The organism is Gilliamella sp. X-46, assembly GCF_057063525.1.
In genome coordinates this window covers 213,897-230,316 of the sequence record NZ_JBXSQH010000001.1, presented here as the reverse complement: position 1 = coordinate 230,316, position 16,420 = coordinate 213,897, and the positions used below count along the sequence as shown (strand labels likewise).

General features: G+C 33.2%; 19 protein-coding genes and 1 pseudogene. 19 read left to right on the top strand and 1 reads right to left on the bottom strand.

Annotated features, from left to right (window positions below):
- Positions 1-16 precede the first annotated feature (16 nt).
- The 17 genes and pseudogenes from ACYIAJ_RS01095 to ACYIAJ_RS01015 all read left to right on the top strand — a co-directional run bounded on the left by ACYIAJ_RS01095 (position 17) and on the right by ACYIAJ_RS01015 (position 13,411).
- A complete protein-coding gene (locus ACYIAJ_RS01095; RefSeq protein ID WP_174787276.1) occupies positions 17-367 on the top strand; it encodes a hypothetical protein in 351 nt (116 codons plus the stop codon).
- A 178-nt stretch (positions 368-545) separates the two neighbouring features.
- Positions 546-845: pseudogene (locus tag ACYIAJ_RS01090) on the top strand (VENN motif pre-toxin domain-containing protein); the annotation flags it as partial.
- Between the two features lie 710 nt (positions 846-1,555).
- Complete coding sequence (locus ACYIAJ_RS01085) at positions 1,556-1,978, top strand: hypothetical protein (RefSeq protein WP_483558027.1); 423 nt, start codon at positions 1,556-1,558, stop codon at positions 1,976-1,978.
- A gap of 134 nt (positions 1,979-2,112) precedes the next feature.
- A complete protein-coding gene (locus tag ACYIAJ_RS01080) occupies positions 2,113-2,535 on the top strand; it encodes a hypothetical protein (protein WP_483558029.1) in 423 nt (140 codons plus the stop codon).
- Positions 2,536-2,660: 125 nt separating this feature from the next.
- Positions 2,661-3,083 carry a hypothetical protein gene (locus tag ACYIAJ_RS01075; RefSeq protein ID WP_483558030.1) on the top strand — a complete coding sequence of 141 codons (423 nt, stop codon included), beginning with the start codon at positions 2,661-2,663 and terminating at the stop codon, positions 3,081-3,083.
- A gap of 664 nt (positions 3,084-3,747) precedes the next feature.
- On the top strand, positions 3,748-4,773 hold the full coding sequence (locus ACYIAJ_RS01070; protein WP_483564295.1) for a VENN motif pre-toxin domain-containing protein: 1,026 nt from the start codon (positions 3,748-3,750) through the stop codon (positions 4,771-4,773).
- A 12-nt stretch (positions 4,774-4,785) separates the two neighbouring features.
- Positions 4,786-5,067 (top strand): hypothetical protein, encoded by a 282-nt coding sequence (locus ACYIAJ_RS01065; RefSeq protein WP_174797468.1) that lies wholly within the window; start codon positions 4,786-4,788, stop codon positions 5,065-5,067.
- Positions 5,064-5,579, top strand: coding sequence for an O-acetyl-ADP-ribose deacetylase (locus tag ACYIAJ_RS01060; RefSeq protein WP_174797467.1), 516 nt, complete (start codon positions 5,064-5,066; stop codon positions 5,577-5,579). Before ACYIAJ_RS01065 ends, ACYIAJ_RS01060 begins: the two co-directional genes overlap by 4 nt.
- A 361-nt stretch (positions 5,580-5,940) precedes the next feature.
- Positions 5,941-7,917 carry a VENN motif pre-toxin domain-containing protein gene (locus tag ACYIAJ_RS01055; protein ID WP_483564179.1) on the top strand — a complete coding sequence of 659 codons (1,977 nt, stop codon included), beginning with the start codon at positions 5,941-5,943 and terminating at the stop codon, positions 7,915-7,917.
- Positions 7,918-7,931: 14 nt separating this feature from the next.
- Entirely contained in the window at positions 7,932-8,198 is a 267-nt protein-coding gene (locus tag ACYIAJ_RS01050) for a hypothetical protein (protein ID WP_483564178.1), read from the top strand.
- Positions 8,199-8,369: 171 nt separating this feature from the next.
- Positions 8,370-8,699: a DUF6572 domain-containing protein gene (locus ACYIAJ_RS01045; RefSeq protein ID WP_483564177.1), complete on the top strand. Its 330-nt coding sequence runs from the start codon at positions 8,370-8,372 to the stop codon at positions 8,697-8,699.
- A 434-nt stretch (positions 8,700-9,133) separates the two neighbouring features.
- On the top strand, positions 9,134-9,667 hold the full coding sequence (locus ACYIAJ_RS01040) for a hypothetical protein (protein WP_483558042.1): 534 nt from the start codon (positions 9,134-9,136) through the stop codon (positions 9,665-9,667).
- A 442-nt stretch (positions 9,668-10,109) separates the two neighbouring features.
- On the top strand, positions 10,110-10,583 hold the full coding sequence (locus ACYIAJ_RS01035) for a hypothetical protein (RefSeq protein WP_483558426.1): 474 nt from the start codon (positions 10,110-10,112) through the stop codon (positions 10,581-10,583).
- A 21-nt stretch (positions 10,584-10,604) separates the two neighbouring features.
- Positions 10,605-10,844 (top strand): hypothetical protein, encoded by a 240-nt coding sequence (locus tag ACYIAJ_RS01030; RefSeq protein ID WP_483558044.1) that lies wholly within the window; start codon positions 10,605-10,607, stop codon positions 10,842-10,844.
- Between the two features lie 741 nt (positions 10,845-11,585).
- Positions 11,586-12,050 (top strand): DUF4279 domain-containing protein, encoded by a 465-nt coding sequence (locus ACYIAJ_RS01025; protein ID WP_483564176.1) that lies wholly within the window; start codon positions 11,586-11,588, stop codon positions 12,048-12,050.
- Between the two features lie 571 nt (positions 12,051-12,621).
- A complete protein-coding gene (locus ACYIAJ_RS01020; RefSeq protein ID WP_483558048.1) occupies positions 12,622-12,864 on the top strand; it encodes a hypothetical protein in 243 nt (80 codons plus the stop codon).
- Positions 12,851-13,411: a hypothetical protein gene (locus ACYIAJ_RS01015; protein WP_483558049.1), complete on the top strand. Its 561-nt coding sequence runs from the start codon at positions 12,851-12,853 to the stop codon at positions 13,409-13,411. The genes ACYIAJ_RS01020 and ACYIAJ_RS01015 overlap by 14 nt, the downstream gene beginning before the upstream one ends.
- A gap of 528 nt (positions 13,412-13,939) precedes the next feature.
- On the opposite strand, the gene ACYIAJ_RS01010 is transcribed toward ACYIAJ_RS01015, so the two are convergent.
- On the bottom strand, positions 13,940-14,728 hold the full coding sequence (locus ACYIAJ_RS01010) for a glycosyltransferase family 25 protein (RefSeq protein WP_483564175.1): 789 nt from the start codon (positions 14,726-14,728) through the stop codon (positions 13,940-13,942).
- Positions 14,729-14,881: 153 nt separating this feature from the next.
- On the opposite strand from ACYIAJ_RS01010, the gene ACYIAJ_RS01005 reads away from it, so the two are divergent.
- Together ACYIAJ_RS01005 and kdgK are read left to right on the top strand one after the other, a co-directional pair.
- Positions 14,882-15,352 carry a NanQ anomerase/TabA/YiaL family protein gene (locus tag ACYIAJ_RS01005; RefSeq protein WP_483558053.1) on the top strand — a complete coding sequence of 157 codons (471 nt, stop codon included), beginning with the start codon at positions 14,882-14,884 and terminating at the stop codon, positions 15,350-15,352.
- A 24-nt stretch (positions 15,353-15,376) separates the two neighbouring features.
- Positions 15,377-16,312: a 2-dehydro-3-deoxygluconokinase gene (gene kdgK, locus ACYIAJ_RS01000; RefSeq protein WP_174786656.1), complete on the top strand. Its 936-nt coding sequence runs from the start codon at positions 15,377-15,379 to the stop codon at positions 16,310-16,312.
- The last annotated feature ends 108 nt before the right edge of the window (positions 16,313-16,420 follow it).

Below are 16,420 nucleotides of genomic sequence, written 5' to 3'. Positions count from 1 at the left end.
GTGGAGCAATAAAATAATGTTTATAGAACAATATCCAAATGAAATAGATTTATTCGTTTTTTTTGAAAGTAAACCTTTTTATAAAAATAATGATGATATGGATTTCGCATATAAATTCAGTCAACATAATGGATTATCTTTAATTTTTTCTTTTAGTATTACTAGTGGTTGGATTCAATCAATTATTGAATATAACGGAAAAGAAATATCTCAGTATTTGATTGAAAATGTGAATAGCTTTTATCTAGATAATGATAAAGAAGGGGAGTATTTGTCCGCAAAAATAATAAATAACGAAACTATTACAAGTATACAGATAAGGATTAAGCCAGATATATCAGTAAAGTGGAATACTCTTATCAGATAATTAAGTAGATCAAACTAAGTTTTTCAGCTTATATTTTTTGTTATTAACAATTCAAATTAGCTAAATACATTAAGGAAATGGACGAAGGAAAACCCTCAAATGATGAGGCTTGCAAATGGTCTTAGGAATATAGAATTAAAATTTAGGTAAAATAAAAATATGTTAACATCACAACAAAATACAGGCGGGCGATAATGAAGCCGCCCGCTTAATTGCCCACGCCATACTGGGTGCCGCCGTTGCCGAGCTGCAAGGCAATTCAGGGTTAGCAGGGGGAGCCGGTGCCGTAGGCGGCGAGCTAGCGTCAAAAGTCATCTTAGATAACCTCTATGGTGGAAAAGACATCAAAGACCTCACTGAAGCTGAAAAACAAAACATCAGCGCCTTAACCCAATTAGTGATGGGACTATCAACTGCAGTAAGTGGCGGAGATGCGGGAGACATCAGCACCTCGATAGCTGAGAGTAAGAATGCGGTTGAGAATAATTTTGTGTTTTTAGCACTAGCTATTCTTGCCGCAGTGGCAGCAGCTGCTACAGTTACAGAAGCTGTTATTGCTTGTTATGCAACGGGACCTTGTGTTGCAATCACAGCAGGAGTTGTGACAGCCCTTGGTTATGAGTTACTTGAAGAATCTAAGCAGAATAGTTATCCGTCAAATATATTAGATCCTAATGATCTCCCAAAATTAGAAGGTTACCCAATACCAGAAGAACCACGAGATCCTTTACCGGGTTACAAACCACTAGAACCAGATGAATTAGGGCCAAATCATACGGGACATGATGGAGGTTTAGATGATTTTGATATTCGTCATGATACTGGTGGTAATCAGATCCCGGATAAAGATTGGCGGGATAACATTCTTACATCGCAACAACCGTATGAGCCAAATAAGGGAGCGGTGGGAAATATGGAAGAATTTTTAGGACAAGCTGGTTTTGGCACAGATGTAAAAAATAATTCCACTAAAACCAATCGACAATATGATGGACAAAGTATTTATACTGCGAATGATGATATAAAAGGGACAGGGATTAAGCGAGGAGATCAATTTTATTTAGATGGATTACATAAAGATCATATTGAAGTTTTTGATAGTAGAGGAAAATTTAAATTTGTATTAAATTTAGATGGCTCACTTAATAAAAATAAAACAATTCAAGCAGAAGGCAGGAGATTACCAAAATGAATGTAGAAATAGATTTTGAAGAATTAAAACAGACAATTTTATTAGCCGCCAAAAAACAAGGGCTTTCAGAAGAGTATGTTATTAAAAATTGGCATGTTAATTATAAAGTTGATCAAAATGAAGATTTTATCGATACATTAAGCAAGCTTCAAGAAGAGATCAAATTATTAAGTCAAACTATAGAAGCGAATGATTTATTAACATCTATGAATGCAATTCTTATGGCAAAAATCTATTCACAACTTTTGGCGGACTTTTTTGACAAAATTAACGATGATATTTTTCAACTAGGCTGGGGTGATGAACTAAAAGACAAATGGCCTGATATCCCAGAAAGTTATCAAGTGCCAGCGCATTATGATTATGAAGAAACATATAAACCTTATAGTCAACAAATAGCTGAGAGGTCTTCTTCATAAGCAGCAAGGCGAACTCTAAAATCAACTAGTCTTGCTCTGCCCTAATATCACATAGGGCTGATGATAGTTTAGATGATTTTGATATTTTTAATGATACAAAAACTAAACAAGTACATGGTAAGAGATGACACAAAATGAATGTAGAAATAGATTTTGAAAAATTGAAACAGACAATTTTATTAGCAGCCCAAAATCAAGGACTTTCGGAAGAGTATGTTATTAAAAATTGGCATATTAATTATAAAATTAACCAAAATGAAGAGTTTATCGATATATTAAGTAATTTTCAAAAAGAGATTAAATTATTAAATCAATCTATAACAAAGAATGATTTTTTAACTTCTAGAAGAGCAATTGTTAGAGCAAAAGTGTATTCACAACTTATGCTTGATTTCTTTGACAAAATTGATGATGATTTTTTTCAGCTAGGTTGGCGTGATGAACTAAAAGACAAATGGCCTAAGATTCCTGAGGACTATAAAGTGCCAGCGCATTATGATTATGAAGAAACATATAAACCTTATAGTCAACAAATAGCTGATAAGTCTTCTTCATAATCAGCAAGGCAAACACTAAAATCAACTAGTCTTGCTCTGCCCTAATATCACATAGGGCTGATGATGATTTTGATATTTTTAATGATACAAAAACTAAACAAGTACATGGTAAGAGATGAGACAAAATGAATGTAGAAATAGATTTTGAAGAATTAAAACAGACAATTTTATTAGCAGCCAAAAAACAAGGGCTTTCAGAAGAGTATGTTATTAAAAATTGGCATGTTAATTATAAAGTTGATCAAAATGAAGATTTTATCGATACATTAAGCAAGCTTCAAGAAGAGATCAAATTATTAAATCAAGCTATAGTAGCGAATGATTTATTAACATCTATAAGAACCATTGTTAGGGCAAAAATATATTCACATATCCTTATGAATTTTTTTGAAAATATTAATGATGATATTGTTCAGTTAGGTTGGGGAGATGAACTAAAAGACAAATGGCCTGACATTCCAGAAGGTTATAAAGTGCCAGCGCATTATGATTATGAAGAAACATATAAACCTTATAGTCAACAAATAGCTGAGAGGTCTTCTTCATAATCAGCAGGGGAAACTCTAAAACCAGATTGTTCTGCTCAATTTTAATGATGACCAAGTGGCCGATGTAAAAGTCTATCGGTTCAAGCTAGCGTCCTTTAATGGTGAGCTGAGGTCTGAGGTTTTGTTTGTGGGGGTATAACCGATGGTATAAAACCAGTCAGTGGGGTGTGGTGCAGGTTTTTGCCTGTGGTTGATTTTAGCTTAGAATGTATCTTAACCCGACAATCCTATCCTATATTAGTATATTCATTATTAAAAAGTGACAGTTACTTCTGTCATTAAATCCTTTTTTAAATGGTAATTTTGGCTTAGTATGCACTTTAGCCATTATTATATTTATGCACCATTGTAGTAAATAAAGCCTACTTAACCATATTGCTCATTGTGTCATATCTCCTTCTATTTAAAACATAAAAACACACTATTTATTTACAGAAAATAGGTCAGGTAAGGCGTTTATTTTATTTAATTTTTTTCTTGGTGTTTTTTTGCATTTTTCTGTGTCAGCAAAGATGGCTTTGACATAAAGCTCGAAAACAATACCAACTTAAAAGCAACAGACAAAGGTATCGTCTTAACTGACGAGCAACATTGCTAACACCGTCAGCCATGCCATCTTGGGCGGGGTGGTTGCGCAGCTGCAAGTGAACGCAGTGCAGAAGTTATTGCAGGTATTCTTTACCCCGATAAAGACATCAAAGACCTAAACCAAGAAGAAAGACAACAAATCAGCGCCCTAACCCAACTCGCGACAGGCCTGGCTACTGCGGAGGCGGGTGGTGATATCCAAGATATCAATACTGGGGTTGTGGCGGGGAAGAATGCGGTTGAGAATAATTCATTGCTTGGTGATAGGTTTCGTGAAAAACATAAAAACAGTGTTGAATACTGGAAAACAGAAATTAGAGAAAAAATTGGTGAAAATACAGCATCTCAAATTCTTAATGGGATAATGATGTCATATGGTGATACGGTTGATTTTGGTGCTGGCGCTGCAGATTCAGCATTAGATGCTATACTTGCATTAGGAAGTTGTACAGTTGGGGTATCTTATTGCGATACGGCATTAGATGATTTAAAGAAAGCTAATAAAACAGCATCAGATGCAATGATTTCATTAATCAATGGTGATGCGTGGGATCATGTTCGTGATGTTTTTGCTAAAGCACAAAAAGGAGATCAACGTTCACTAGAAGAAATGGCTTCAATTTTAACCAGTATATTAATGCCATCGAAATTAGCAGGAAACGCCGGAAAGGTTGTTAATAAGATTGATGATATTGTTCCACCTAAAGCTGGAAAGGGGGTGAATAGTGTCAATAATATTGGTTCTTCACTAAAACTAGGTGAAACACAAATAATTAATGAAATAAGTTTTACAAGGGTTGGACGATGGATGTCCCCTCAAGAGCTCGCACAAATGCAAAGTACAGGAAAAATTGTTCAAGGTGGAGGGGGACAAACATTTATCTCTATTAATGGAGTTAATGATTTTAAAGGTGCAGCTGCAAAAGGTTCAGTTTATGTAGAATTCGATGTCCCAACTAGAAGCTTAATTAAAGGAGGTAAAGAAGGATGGTATAAAATGTTAGGTCCTGATGCAAAACCTTCACAAAAACACCTTTTAAATAAACAAGGTGGAACTTTGACACCAAATGTAAGTAATATTAAAGTAGTTGACAAAAAATAGAAGATATAAAATATGAATATAAATTATTTTAAAAAAGAATTGGCGCCTAGATTAAAAAATTATAAATTAACTTATAGTTCATATCCCAATGGGGATTTTGGTTCTCTGGAACGAGTTGTCATAGAAGGAAATAATAAAATTGCTGGTATTGATTTTTGGTCTAAAGGTTGGCTAGATATTGATATTTATGATTTAGTTTTAGATGATCAAATAATGAATATCTTGTTGGATCCTTCTGAAATAATAGAACAAAATAATGCTATTCTAAAATTTATAGAAACACTTTTAAAATGAAAAATAAAATTGAAATTATACATGGTGATATTACTAAAATCACTGTTGACGCTATTGTAAACGCAGCAAATAGTTCTCTACTAGGTGGAAGTGGTGTTGATGGAGCTATCCATCGTATAGGTGGTAAACAAATTTTAGAAGGATGTCAAAAGATACGCTCTAAACAAGGTGGTTGTAAAGTTGGCAATGCTGTTATTACGACTGCTGGAAATTTACCGGCACAATTTGTGATTCATACGGTAGGACCTCGTTGGAATGGTGGAGATAATAATGAGGTTCAATTATTAAAAAACTGTTATTTGAATTGCTTTAAACTTGCTTATGAAAATAATATAACCACTATTTCATTCCCTAATATAAGTACAGGTATTTACAAATTTCCAAAAGATAAAGCTGCTGAAATAGCATTACAACTAATTAAATTTAGTTTATTTAAATATCATAATTTAAAAAAAATAAATATTGTATGCTATGAACTTGATAACTATAAAATTTATTCCTCATTAATTTGATGTAATAATTTTAAAAATGATAATTAGTGATCATATAATTAATCATGTTACACTTATGTTACAGATTTATAACCATCTTAAATTTTGTGTATTTTCAGTTAAAGGTGACAGTTGATACTGTCACTAAATTTTATAATTAATTTTTTAATTACTAATTTTGGCTTAGTACCACTTTTTAAGCATTATTATTTTTATGTGCTTTTGTAATAAATAAAACCTACTTGCTGTATTGTTCATGGTGTCATCCCTCTATTCAAAACAAAAAAAAGCACTAACCCACTACTTTACTTACAAAAAATTAGTCAGAAAATGTATTGATTTATTTAAATTTTTCTTGGTGTTTTTTTGTGCTAGCTGTGCCGTGATAGCCTCAGAAGCGGAAGACGAGAGCCAAAACCGTATAGACACGGGCACGATAAGCTTTAGTGATATAGAAAACAAAGCGGACTACAAAGTCAGTAGCAGCAGTGTGAGCATCAACACCAATGGCATGCCATCGATGCCAACCAGTCGCAACAAAAGCGAAAGTGAACGTTCGACCACGCATTCAGCGGTATCGGAAGGGACGATAATTATCCGCAATAAGGATGAACAAAAACAAGATATCAACGAGTTAAGTCGGGATACGGAGCATGCCAATAACGAGCTCAACCATATCTTTAACAAAGAAAAAGAGCAAGACATCATCGAGCAAACGCAGTTAGTGAGTGAGATAGGTGGTGAAACGTTAACGATGCTAAACCATATAGACCGTATGCGAGCAGAATCAGAAGCGAAAAAAGCGGTTGAAAAGGAAAAAGAAAAAAATAAAAACAAGGGACTAACAGAAGAAGAACAACAAAAAATCTACGAAAAAGCCTACGAAAAAGCCATGAACCAAGGGATGTCGGCGATGGGCAGTGAAACCCGTCAAGGTATCGATATGGCCGTTAGCCTTATCAACGGCTTAATCAGTGGTGATATGACAGGGGCAGCCGCAGGGGCACTCGCACCCAAAATTGCGACTATTATCAAACAACAGACCGAAGGAAACACCCTCGCCAACACCGTCAGCCATGCCATACTCGGTGCGGTGGTAGCCGAACTGCAAGGCAATTCCGCGCTTGTGGGTGGCTTAGGCGCTGCTGCAAGTGAACGTGGTGCTGAAGTTATTGCGGGGATCCTTTACCCCGATAAAGACATCAAAAACCTAAACCAAGAAGAAAGACAAAAAGTCAGCGCCCTATCACAACTAGCGACCGGCCTTGCCATTGCGGCGGCAGGTGGTGATATTCAAGATGTGAATACTGGGGTAGCTGCGGGGAAAAATGCGGTTGAGAATAACTTGTTAAGCCCAACAGAAACATCACGATTGCAATTTTTAAAGTCGCAATTAGCAAATGCAAAAAATGAAGAAGAAAGAATAAATATTCAATCTCAAATTGATTATATTAACGAAGTAGATAAATCCGCTGATAAATATATAGAAGAAGTTTGCAAATCGGTAACTTCAGAGGAATGTCAGTCTGCGCATAAAATAGTTGGTGAAATAAAAGCGCAATATGATGCACCATACTCAGGGTACCCTTACGGTAATCCAGTATTAGTCAGGGAGTTATTTTATAATAGAGAAGCTGCCGAGAAGGTTGATGCAGCTTTTGTAAATAGTGAAGCTAGTGCTTGGCTATATTCAATCGAAGCTTATATGAAAGAGCAGAATGTCTCATTTGAAGAAGCATATGATAAAATAAGACCTTTAATGAAAGTTGAGGCATTTGCTAATATAGCTTCTCACTTAATAATAACAAAAACTGCGATTAAAACGGGTTATAAACCTGTTACAGGCGGTAAAGGTAACACCGTAAATAATATAGCTAAGGCTGAGGATTTGTTAGCTGGAAAGGGGGCGAGTGCTCAGGCTGACAAAGCGATACCAAATGGAAACGGTAACTTGCCAGTTGTTCGTGAGGGTAAAATTACTTATGAACCGTTAGCTAAACCTAATGCCAATGAAATCAGAGCAGGACAGAAATTTGCTGATCAGGGCTATGATGTAACTTATAGAGCAACTGCATCTGATAAAGGTATTTCTGGTGTAAGAACGTCTGATCTATATATTGATGGGATTGGTCAAGTTGATGTTTATACACCTAAATCAACAACTAAAATTGATCGAGTATTGAGTTCAATCGAAAAGAAAAGTGATCAAGCTAATGGTGTTGTTGTACAAATGGATCTATCAGGAAAAGAAATGCAGAGTATGGTCTCTAGATTATGGGGCAAACCAAATGCTCAAAACATTAAAACCATATTTTTCCAAGATTCGAAAGGTACAATACATCGCTTTGATAGAAAATAATTGGGGGTTAATTTATGCCAAAAATTGCATGTAAGTGTGGATACGTAATGAATATTGGTTCGCTTGATGAAGACTTTGCATATGATCTTATTTCACAAAATGCTTTATGGGACATAATCGACATATGGTCTGAAAAAAAAGAATTTATGTCAGAAGAATTTATGGATTCTTTTGATAATAAAAGTGTTGAGGTATACGAATGCCCACACTGTAAAAGGTTATTAGTGGAGGAATCACCAAGTTCTAATCATTTTAGTTTTTATATAAAAGAAACTGAATAATTAATTATCTAAAGATCTCTGCCTTCAACAGGGATCTTCTTTATTTATCGACCGGTATTTCAAAGTAGAATTAGCTAGAGAAGTTATAATTAAAACCGTAGGGGGGGAACTAAAATACCGCCAACAAAAGTAGAAGTAGTTAGACCTGATAACTAAAAGGTAATTAATAGTATGTCTATAGAAGAAATAAATAAATTAGATATGATTGGAATTCCTAAAAATAATAAAAATTTAGTTGAATTAGGATTAACTGATCATTTAACATGGGATTTCCCTTACGAACCTCATTTATTTAAATTGCAAGAAAAATTAAATAGTTATATTAATGTAATTGAAAGTAAAAATATATATAAGTATTTTCCAGATGCTAAAGGAAGAGATAATTTTTTGATAAAAATATATTTTAAGTACCAAATACCAGATCAATGTATATGTTTTTTGGGAAAAGTTAATGAAGTTATACAATCAATTAATACATCAATAGAATATGAAATAGGTTGATTCTGTCACTAAATTTTACTGTTAATTAATACGTTCTTTTCTTATAGTTTAAGCCTGCATCGCAGGCTCTACCGCCAGCCTACCTTCTGATTATAGAGGTCAAGTAAGTTATAAAGATGGTGTAGAAGTCCCTCATGGTACAAAAGGGAGTGTAAGACCTGATTTTTGTAATGGCACAACTTGTTCAATAGAAGTGAAAAATTATAATATAGTCAAATACGCTGATAATCTGATTAATAATATTTCTAAACAAGCACTTGAACGACAAAAACATTTACCAAATGGTATGCAGCAACAAGTTCGGATAGATGTTAGAGGGCAGCATTTAACACCTGCGTTAGAATTCAAAATTAGACGTGGAATTGTTCGGAAATCTAACGGAATAATTAGCTCAAAACAAATTGAATTTTTGAAAGATAAAAGGTAATTAAATAATGTTATTAACTATTGGTATTAGAGGTGGGGGCTCTGTATTTATTCTAGGAACAGACAGTGATATGAAATTATTTTTTGATTGTATTTCATATTATCTTTTGCCTAAATATCTCAAAGAAGATTGGTCTATTTTAACAGACCGTTTATATCGTCGATATTTGAAGTTAGAAGAGCTAGATACGGCTGAATCTTTAATGAAATTGGTCGAGGAAGAATTTAAACAGTTAGATAGAGAAGCCATTGATTGGGGGCCTATTTTATCAGGTAAAGCCAAAAGTGATTTAGACAGAACAAAATCAACTTTATATGATATTTTTGATGGTTACTTTTATGCATTTCATTATTGTGTTGAATCTGCCAAGATAAGTTATGAGGGCTTTAAATCAGATCCTGATTATGAATATGAGCCAGTAATGGTGGCTATAACTACATTACCATACTCAATAAGTTATAAACAAATACCTCTATCTGTTTTTGATAACTTAGGCGCGGATGAAAAGCCGATTTGGTGGACAGGAAAAATTCCTAAATAACCTTGTTTTGCTTTTTCCAATTCTGTGATAAAGCTCGCAGAATTGGAATATATGATTCAATTTATAACTAAGATATGAACTCTAATACCAATTTGATTTGCTCGGTTTTAATTGCAATAGGATGACCTGTATATAAAACTGAGCCATTCAATTTAGGATCTCACAAGACTATAAGGCTATACTGTACTTTATTTACCCTATCCCGCTTAATGCAACTCGTCAAGTGATAAGCGTTATTGAATTCTAATGAAATGAAACGGTATAGAATCCTGAATTATTTTTACAAAATAATCGCCCACAATTAACGTCGGACGGGGCATTATTATCGTGAAAAAGTGATGCTTGGGAATTTGGTAAAAAAATTGCTCAAATTCCAAGTGAATGGTTTAATAAGAAAATACCAGCGAATTCATTTGAAACAGCATTAACCGAATTAAGTAGCATGACAGGCCATGATGTTGGAGAGGCGACCTTCTATAATGTGGCAGGAGTTGCTACTGCATCATTAGGTGGCAAAACGATACAATGGATTGGTGGTAAATGGGTTAAAGTTGAAGGTATTGCTAAAGCTGGAAGGGGGGCGAGTGCGACAGGACAAGTTGGTAATAATTTAAATATCAATAAATTAGTTAACTCTGCCAATAAGCCAGTAAATGCTCAAGGATTATCTGAGGCGGCTAGAGCTTGGGAGAAACATGCGGGTAGACAAGGCGGAACATTTGAACCATTGAAAGGTAATGTCACTCAAAAGAATGCGGCAGCTAGTAAATTTGTTAAGGAGGTATTAGAGAATCCTAATACGATTAGAACAGAATTATCTCGTGGTGGTGTTGAATATAGGTTACCTAACGGGCAAGGAATCCGCTATAATGCTGATGGTTATTTTTCTGGTTTTTTAGATCCAAAAAAGAAATAACTAATAAGGGAATGACTAATTATGAATACTGATTTTGAAATTGATTTTTTTAGTGATAATAAGTATGAAGAAATAACTATTGAAATATCTTACAAAGGACAAATGCTTTGCCAATTAAATAAAGACAAAGGCATTTCTAATATAGAAATAGAGTTTTTCTTTGATTCCAGAATACTAGCAGAGCAGGTAAAACCAAAATTCCCACTTGATGAATTTGTTAATATTTTAAATGAAGCAAAACGCGATCTTGTTACTGCATAAATTGTAGTAGCTCAAACATAACCCGACAATCCTAGCCTATATTAATGTATTCGTTATTAAAAGTGGCAGTTAATACTGTCACTAAATTTTATAATTAATTTTTTAATTGGTAATTTTTGCTTAGTATGCACTTTAGCCATTATTATTTTTATGCACCATTGTAGTAAATAAATCTTACTTGTTGCATTGTTCATGGTGTCATATATCCCTCTATTCAAAACATAAAAAAACACACTAATCCACTATTTTTACTTACAAAAAATTGTTCAGAAAAGGCATTGATTTTATTTGATTTTTAAAAATATTTTTTAGCGTTCCTTGCAACAAGGCGAAAACGTCAATATCGACGCGTTAGATGCGAAAACGACATACCAAGAAAAGTACAGTTACGAAAAGTCAGGTTTAATGTTAGCTTTAATGGGCAGAGCAGCAGATATGTATGAAGTGGCGAAAGCAATAGGATGTAGAAGAATTACCATTACCAGTTCCTCCTAGTGTTGGTGCAAGTAGTAGAGTTCCTAAAGTTTTACAAAGTGGGGGTAATACATTAAATCAAAGTACAGCAAATGCTCTGAATAAATATTTTGGTGAAAATATTAATAAACGCGAATGGGGCAGAGCCCTTGAATCGCTCAAAAAAGATAATAATATACGCAATGATCATCATGGGAGAATTTTAGATAATGGTGATTATATTAATTAGAATGGAAAAGTTATAGGTAATATTGGAGACTATATAAAATGATTTCAATAAATTCTAGGAGAACCCCAGTATCTCCAGAATACCCAAGTTGTGATGAATGTTATGTGACATTGTTAATATACCCGAATGATATTCATCCTGATAAGATAACTGAACTTTTGAAAATTGAACCAACGCAAAAAAATATTATTGGAACGAAGAGTATTAATCGTATCGGAAGAATTAGAGAGATTAAAACTTCTGGATGGTTTTTATCATCAAAAGGTTATATTACATCTAAAGACTTAAGAGAACATTTAGATTGGTTATTAAATACAATATCACCATGTAAAGATGCGTTAGAAAAATTACAGACAAATGAAAATGTGACTATGGGTGTTGATTGTGTATGGCGTTCATTGGCTGGTCATGGTGGACCTGTATTATGGCCAGAACAAATGAAAATAATGAGTAGACTTAATTTGGAATGTAGTTTTGACATATATTTTGTCAATGATGAGTAAACTGATATTTTATTGGCAAAGGTTTATTATTAATGTGTAGTAGCTCAAACTTAATCTGACAATCCTAGCCTATATTAGAGTATTAGTTATTAAAAAGTGATAGTTAATACTGTCACTAAATTTTATAATTAATTTTTTTAATTGCCAATTTTTGCTTAGCATGTGCTTTAGCCATTATTATTTGTATGCGCCATTGTAGTAAATAAATCCTACTTGTTGCATTTCTTACTGTGGCATATATCCCTCTATTCAAAATATAAAAAATACATTAACTCACTATTTTTACTTACAAAAAATTGGTCAGGAAAGATATTGATTTTATTTGAGTTTTTTGCAACAGCAAAGATATTATAAAATTAAAGTAGGTAACAACGCAGAATCTAATTGTAACCGAGGTCAAAACTGAGCAACACCTAAACAATTAAACTAGATAAAGATACGATAACGGTTTATAGAGTAGAAGGTAATGCTAATACAAGAATTTTAATAGATGATTTCGGTAATGTTGCTGTCACTGGTGATAAAATGTTATTCTTAAATTTTGGTGATAGAACTAGAGCGCTAGAGTTTTTTGTCTAAACGTTTTAGCCAAGGAATGAAAGGTGCAACAATTAAACAATTTGAGGTTCCGAAATCAGTTTTAGATGATTTAAGAAAAAACGCTGTTAAAGAAACAGAAGTAAAGAATTATCCTAATAAACCTATAGTTGTTGATAGAACAAAAGGATTCGATCAATTTGGTATTAGAAAAGAAAAATTGAAAGAGCTACAAGAGCAAATTAAACAAGGTTCAGGACTGAATGCATATAAGTGATGAAAATTGGTTAAAAATTTTATTAGAAAGAGATAGGCTAAGTCGACCACCTGATTCAAATATTAGAGCAACTGGAATAGGTATAGCTAGATTTATTATATCTTGTGAGTCTAATGCTGTTGATGTACTTAATTTAGCAAAAAAAACATTAGAAATTGTTACTAGTTACTATGAACTCAAATGGCCATCCCTTGAACAATGGGGAAAAATATTGCCTTATACTTTTGTTCAAAATTGCATTCCTGGAATAACAAAAGAAGAAACTAAACAAAAAATAGCGTATAGATCTACCCTGTCATGGGAAGAACAGGTTATATTGTTAAAGGAAGATGAAAAATGGTCTTTGGATGCTTGGCTTTATTGGCTAGAGCCCAATAATAGGCAATGGTTTTGGTGGAAAGCTTATCTGTTTGATGATTTGGAAATTAGAGATACGCATTTTTTGATTGAAGTTACTTTTTATCATATGCCATTTTTGTGGGGATCTTTAAAATGGTTATTTAAAGCTTGTGGTGCAATTGATGTCATCTCTACGGATGATATTTAAATTTTGTGTATTTATCAATTAAAGTTGACAGTTAACTCTGTCATTAAATTCTATAATTAATTTTTTAATTGTTAATTTTTGCTTAGTATGCACTTTAGCCATTATTATTTTTATGCACCATTGTAGTAAATAAAGCCTACTTGTTGCATTGCGCATTATGTCATATCTCCCTATATTCAAAAAACACATTAAGTTACTATTTTTACTCACAAAAAATTGGTCAGGAAAGGTATTGATTTTATTTAAGTTTTTTTTGTGGTGTTTTTGTGTCTTTTCTTTGTTAGCAAAGATGGCTTGAACTGTGAACAGAACCCCAGTCAGGAGTGGCTTAGGTACAGTGATAGCTGTCGAGGGTGGTGATATCTAAGGTGTGAATATAGGGGGCTGCAGATAAAAATTCAGTTGAGAATAATTTATTAAGTAATTAGGTTTTCTCCCAAATTTAATATTCACCCCCAAAATAGTTTGGGAAAATATTGTTTTTTAATTATGCCAAGGCTCTTTAAAATAGATTTATTGATCGAGTGTCTAATCTATATAGTATTTTGTTTTTTCAAACCTACTAATGAATTGTTTTCTAAGCCATAATGCTATCATTCTTTTTTTCTTATCTTTTTTAAATAGCTTTTTTCTATACTCAGAACGTTGCTCGATGAGTGGTGCTCTATCAGTATGTATTGATGAATTTAATAAATTCTTATCATTAGTTGTTATCAGACTGGGTAATGTTGCATATATTTTGATACCGGTACATAACTTCATTATTCTAAACATATCAGCTTCATAGCGAATAGGAAATAAAAATTTAATTAACTTTTTTGCGGTATCATGAGTGATGATATATCCATTGGCTCTAACTGCTCTTGTTACTTCAAAAACCTCAAAACTATCTAAGTTAAATTTTTTGTTAACAAGATAGTGAAAATCGGCAGTTAATAAAAAAATACCTTTTTTAGTATTTTTAGCTTTAAAGCTATTTAAGAAATCAGGTAATTTTTTATCTAATACGGCATCATCTTCGAGAATTAAGGCATAAGGTAAATTGTTTTGAATAATTTTTTTATATATATTTAAGTGACTGAGTGCACAGCCTATTTCACCCTTTGTTAAAAGGTTATTTGGATAATCGTAGACCGTATTTTGAATAAATGAATCAGATAAAGTATTGCCATCAATGGCATTGTAAATTTCAAAATCTAGTTTTAATTTCTCGCATTCTTTTTTGATGTGTTCTCTTTTTTTTGATTCTTTTTCTAAATTTATTATAAAAATCTTCATTTGTTTACCTTTTTTATAATGATTTCCAAATTGTAACATACCAATAAAAACTTATTAACAAATGATCTACAAAAACAGATGACTTAAGTATATACTCTTTATCAACTAAATTAGATTATCATGGGGTATGTTAGTTGTGAGTAATTTAATTGTCGGTATTTATTTTCATCAATATTTTAAGGATCTTTTAGTATGATTTTAGGTAATATTAATCATTTAAGGTTAGTTCCTTATTTACCTTCCAGAATAAAACAATCTATTGAATATATTAAAGACAACGTCAATATTAATACACCTATAGGGCGCTATGATATTGATGGCGATAAGATGTTCTTTATGGTGTCTGAGAGTCAAACGCGTCATATTTATGATGCTAAGCCGGAATATCATGAAAAATATATCGATGTTCAGATTGTTCTGGAAGGGCAAGAGGGAATGGCTGTGAGCATGTTACCGCCCTATACCAAAATGTTAGACAATAAATTGGCAGAAAACGATATTGCTTTTGTCGAAACACCAAAAGAAGAAACCATGTTAATATTACAAAAAAATGATTTTATTGTATTTTTACCCAATGAGGTACATAAACCGCTTTGTGCTGTTGGTAATAAAATTGAAACAGTTCGCAAAGTTGTGGTGAAAATAGCACTGGATTATTTATAATTAGATTAAGGATATAGGTATAATATGACGACAAATATCGCTGTGATCGGCGAATGTATGATTGAATTGTCGATGAAACAAGATTCGACTACGCGTAGCTTTGGCGGTGATACGCTCAATACATCTGTTTATTTATCTCGTTTATTAAAAGGCAATAATTTTTCGATTCACTATGTGACAGGGCTTGGCACTGATCCTTTTAGTCAAGAGATGTTAGATAATTGGCAAAAAGAAAATATTCAAACTGATTTAGTGCAAAGAATGTCAGATAAGATGCCTGGTCTTTATTCTATTGTGACCGACGAGCAGGGCGAGCGCTCTTTTTATTATTGGCGTAATGACGCTGCAGCTAAATTTTGGTTGCAAACAGCCGAAACAGATAAAATAACGCAGCAAATTGCACAGTGTGATTATGTGTATTTAAGTGGTATTAGTATTGCTATTTTGGATGCTGAAAGTATTCTTAAATTATTAGATCTTTTAAAACGTGTTAAGGCCAATGGTGGTAAAGTTATTTTTGATAATAACTTCCGTCCACGTTTATGGCGTAGCCTTGATTTGGCTCGTAGTGTTTATGCCGATATTCTTAGCGTTACCGATATTGCATTTTTGACGCTAGATGATGAAGATTTATTATGGGGCAAATTGCCTTATGAGCAAGTAATTGAACGTACAAGGAAGTTTGGTGTGACTGAAATTGTTATTAAACGTGGTAGTGATAGTTGCATCATTGATTCTGCTGAAGGTCGTTTTGACGTTCCAGCGAATAAGATCCCAAAAGATAAAGTGATTGATACTACCGCTGCGGGAGATTCGTTTAGTGCAGGCTACCTTGGTGCGCGTTTAAGTGGAAGAAATCCTTCGCAGTCAGCGTCACAAGGCCATTTAGTTGCAGGTACGGTTATACAATATCGTGGTGCAATTATCCCTGTTGATGCTACTCCTACATTAATCGATTAATTTATATCTGTAAAAAACGGTCATTTATGACCGTTTTTTATTTTAATTTAGAAATAAGTGTTTCAGTTGATATTTTTGTCAAAAAAACTTATGAAAGTTTATATTTTG

Excerpts from the sequence above, each read along its gene's own strand:
- ACYIAJ_RS01095 (WP_174787276.1), top strand. The coding sequence starts at position 17 with ATGTTTATAGAACAATATCCAAATGAAATAGATTTATTCGTTTTTTTT.
- ACYIAJ_RS01085 (WP_483558027.1), top strand. The coding sequence starts at position 1,556 with ATGAATGTAGAAATAGATTTTGAAGAATTAAAACAGACAATTTTATTA.
- ACYIAJ_RS01080 (WP_483558029.1), top strand. The coding sequence starts at position 2,113 with ATGAATGTAGAAATAGATTTTGAAAAATTGAAACAGACAATTTTATTA.
- ACYIAJ_RS01075 (WP_483558030.1), top strand. The coding sequence starts at position 2,661 with ATGAATGTAGAAATAGATTTTGAAGAATTAAAACAGACAATTTTATTA.
- ACYIAJ_RS01065 (WP_174797468.1), top strand. The coding sequence starts at position 4,786 with ATGAATATAAATTATTTTAAAAAAGAATTGGCGCCTAGATTAAAAAAT.
- ACYIAJ_RS01060 (WP_174797467.1), top strand. The coding sequence starts at position 5,064 with ATGAAAAATAAAATTGAAATTATACATGGTGATATTACTAAAATCACT.
- ACYIAJ_RS01050 (WP_483564178.1), top strand. The coding sequence starts at position 7,932 with ATGCCAAAAATTGCATGTAAGTGTGGATACGTAATGAATATTGGTTCG.
- ACYIAJ_RS01045 (WP_483564177.1), top strand. The coding sequence starts at position 8,370 with ATGTCTATAGAAGAAATAAATAAATTAGATATGATTGGAATTCCTAAA.
- ACYIAJ_RS01040 (WP_483558042.1), top strand. The coding sequence starts at position 9,134 with ATGTTATTAACTATTGGTATTAGAGGTGGGGGCTCTGTATTTATTCTA.
- ACYIAJ_RS01035 (WP_483558426.1), top strand. The coding sequence starts at position 10,110 with ATGACAGGCCATGATGTTGGAGAGGCGACCTTCTATAATGTGGCAGGA.
- ACYIAJ_RS01030 (WP_483558044.1), top strand. The coding sequence starts at position 10,605 with ATGAATACTGATTTTGAAATTGATTTTTTTAGTGATAATAAGTATGAA.
- ACYIAJ_RS01025 (WP_483564176.1), top strand. The coding sequence starts at position 11,586 with ATGATTTCAATAAATTCTAGGAGAACCCCAGTATCTCCAGAATACCCA.
- ACYIAJ_RS01015 (WP_483558049.1), top strand. The coding sequence starts at position 12,851 with ATGCATATAAGTGATGAAAATTGGTTAAAAATTTTATTAGAAAGAGAT.
- ACYIAJ_RS01010 (WP_483564175.1), bottom strand. The coding sequence starts at position 14,728 with ATGTTACAATTTGGAAATCATTATAAAAAAGGTAAACAAATGAAGATT.
- ACYIAJ_RS01005 (WP_483558053.1), top strand. The coding sequence starts at position 14,882 with ATGATTTTAGGTAATATTAATCATTTAAGGTTAGTTCCTTATTTACCT.
- kdgK (WP_174786656.1), top strand. The coding sequence starts at position 15,377 with ATGACGACAAATATCGCTGTGATCGGCGAATGTATGATTGAATTGTCG.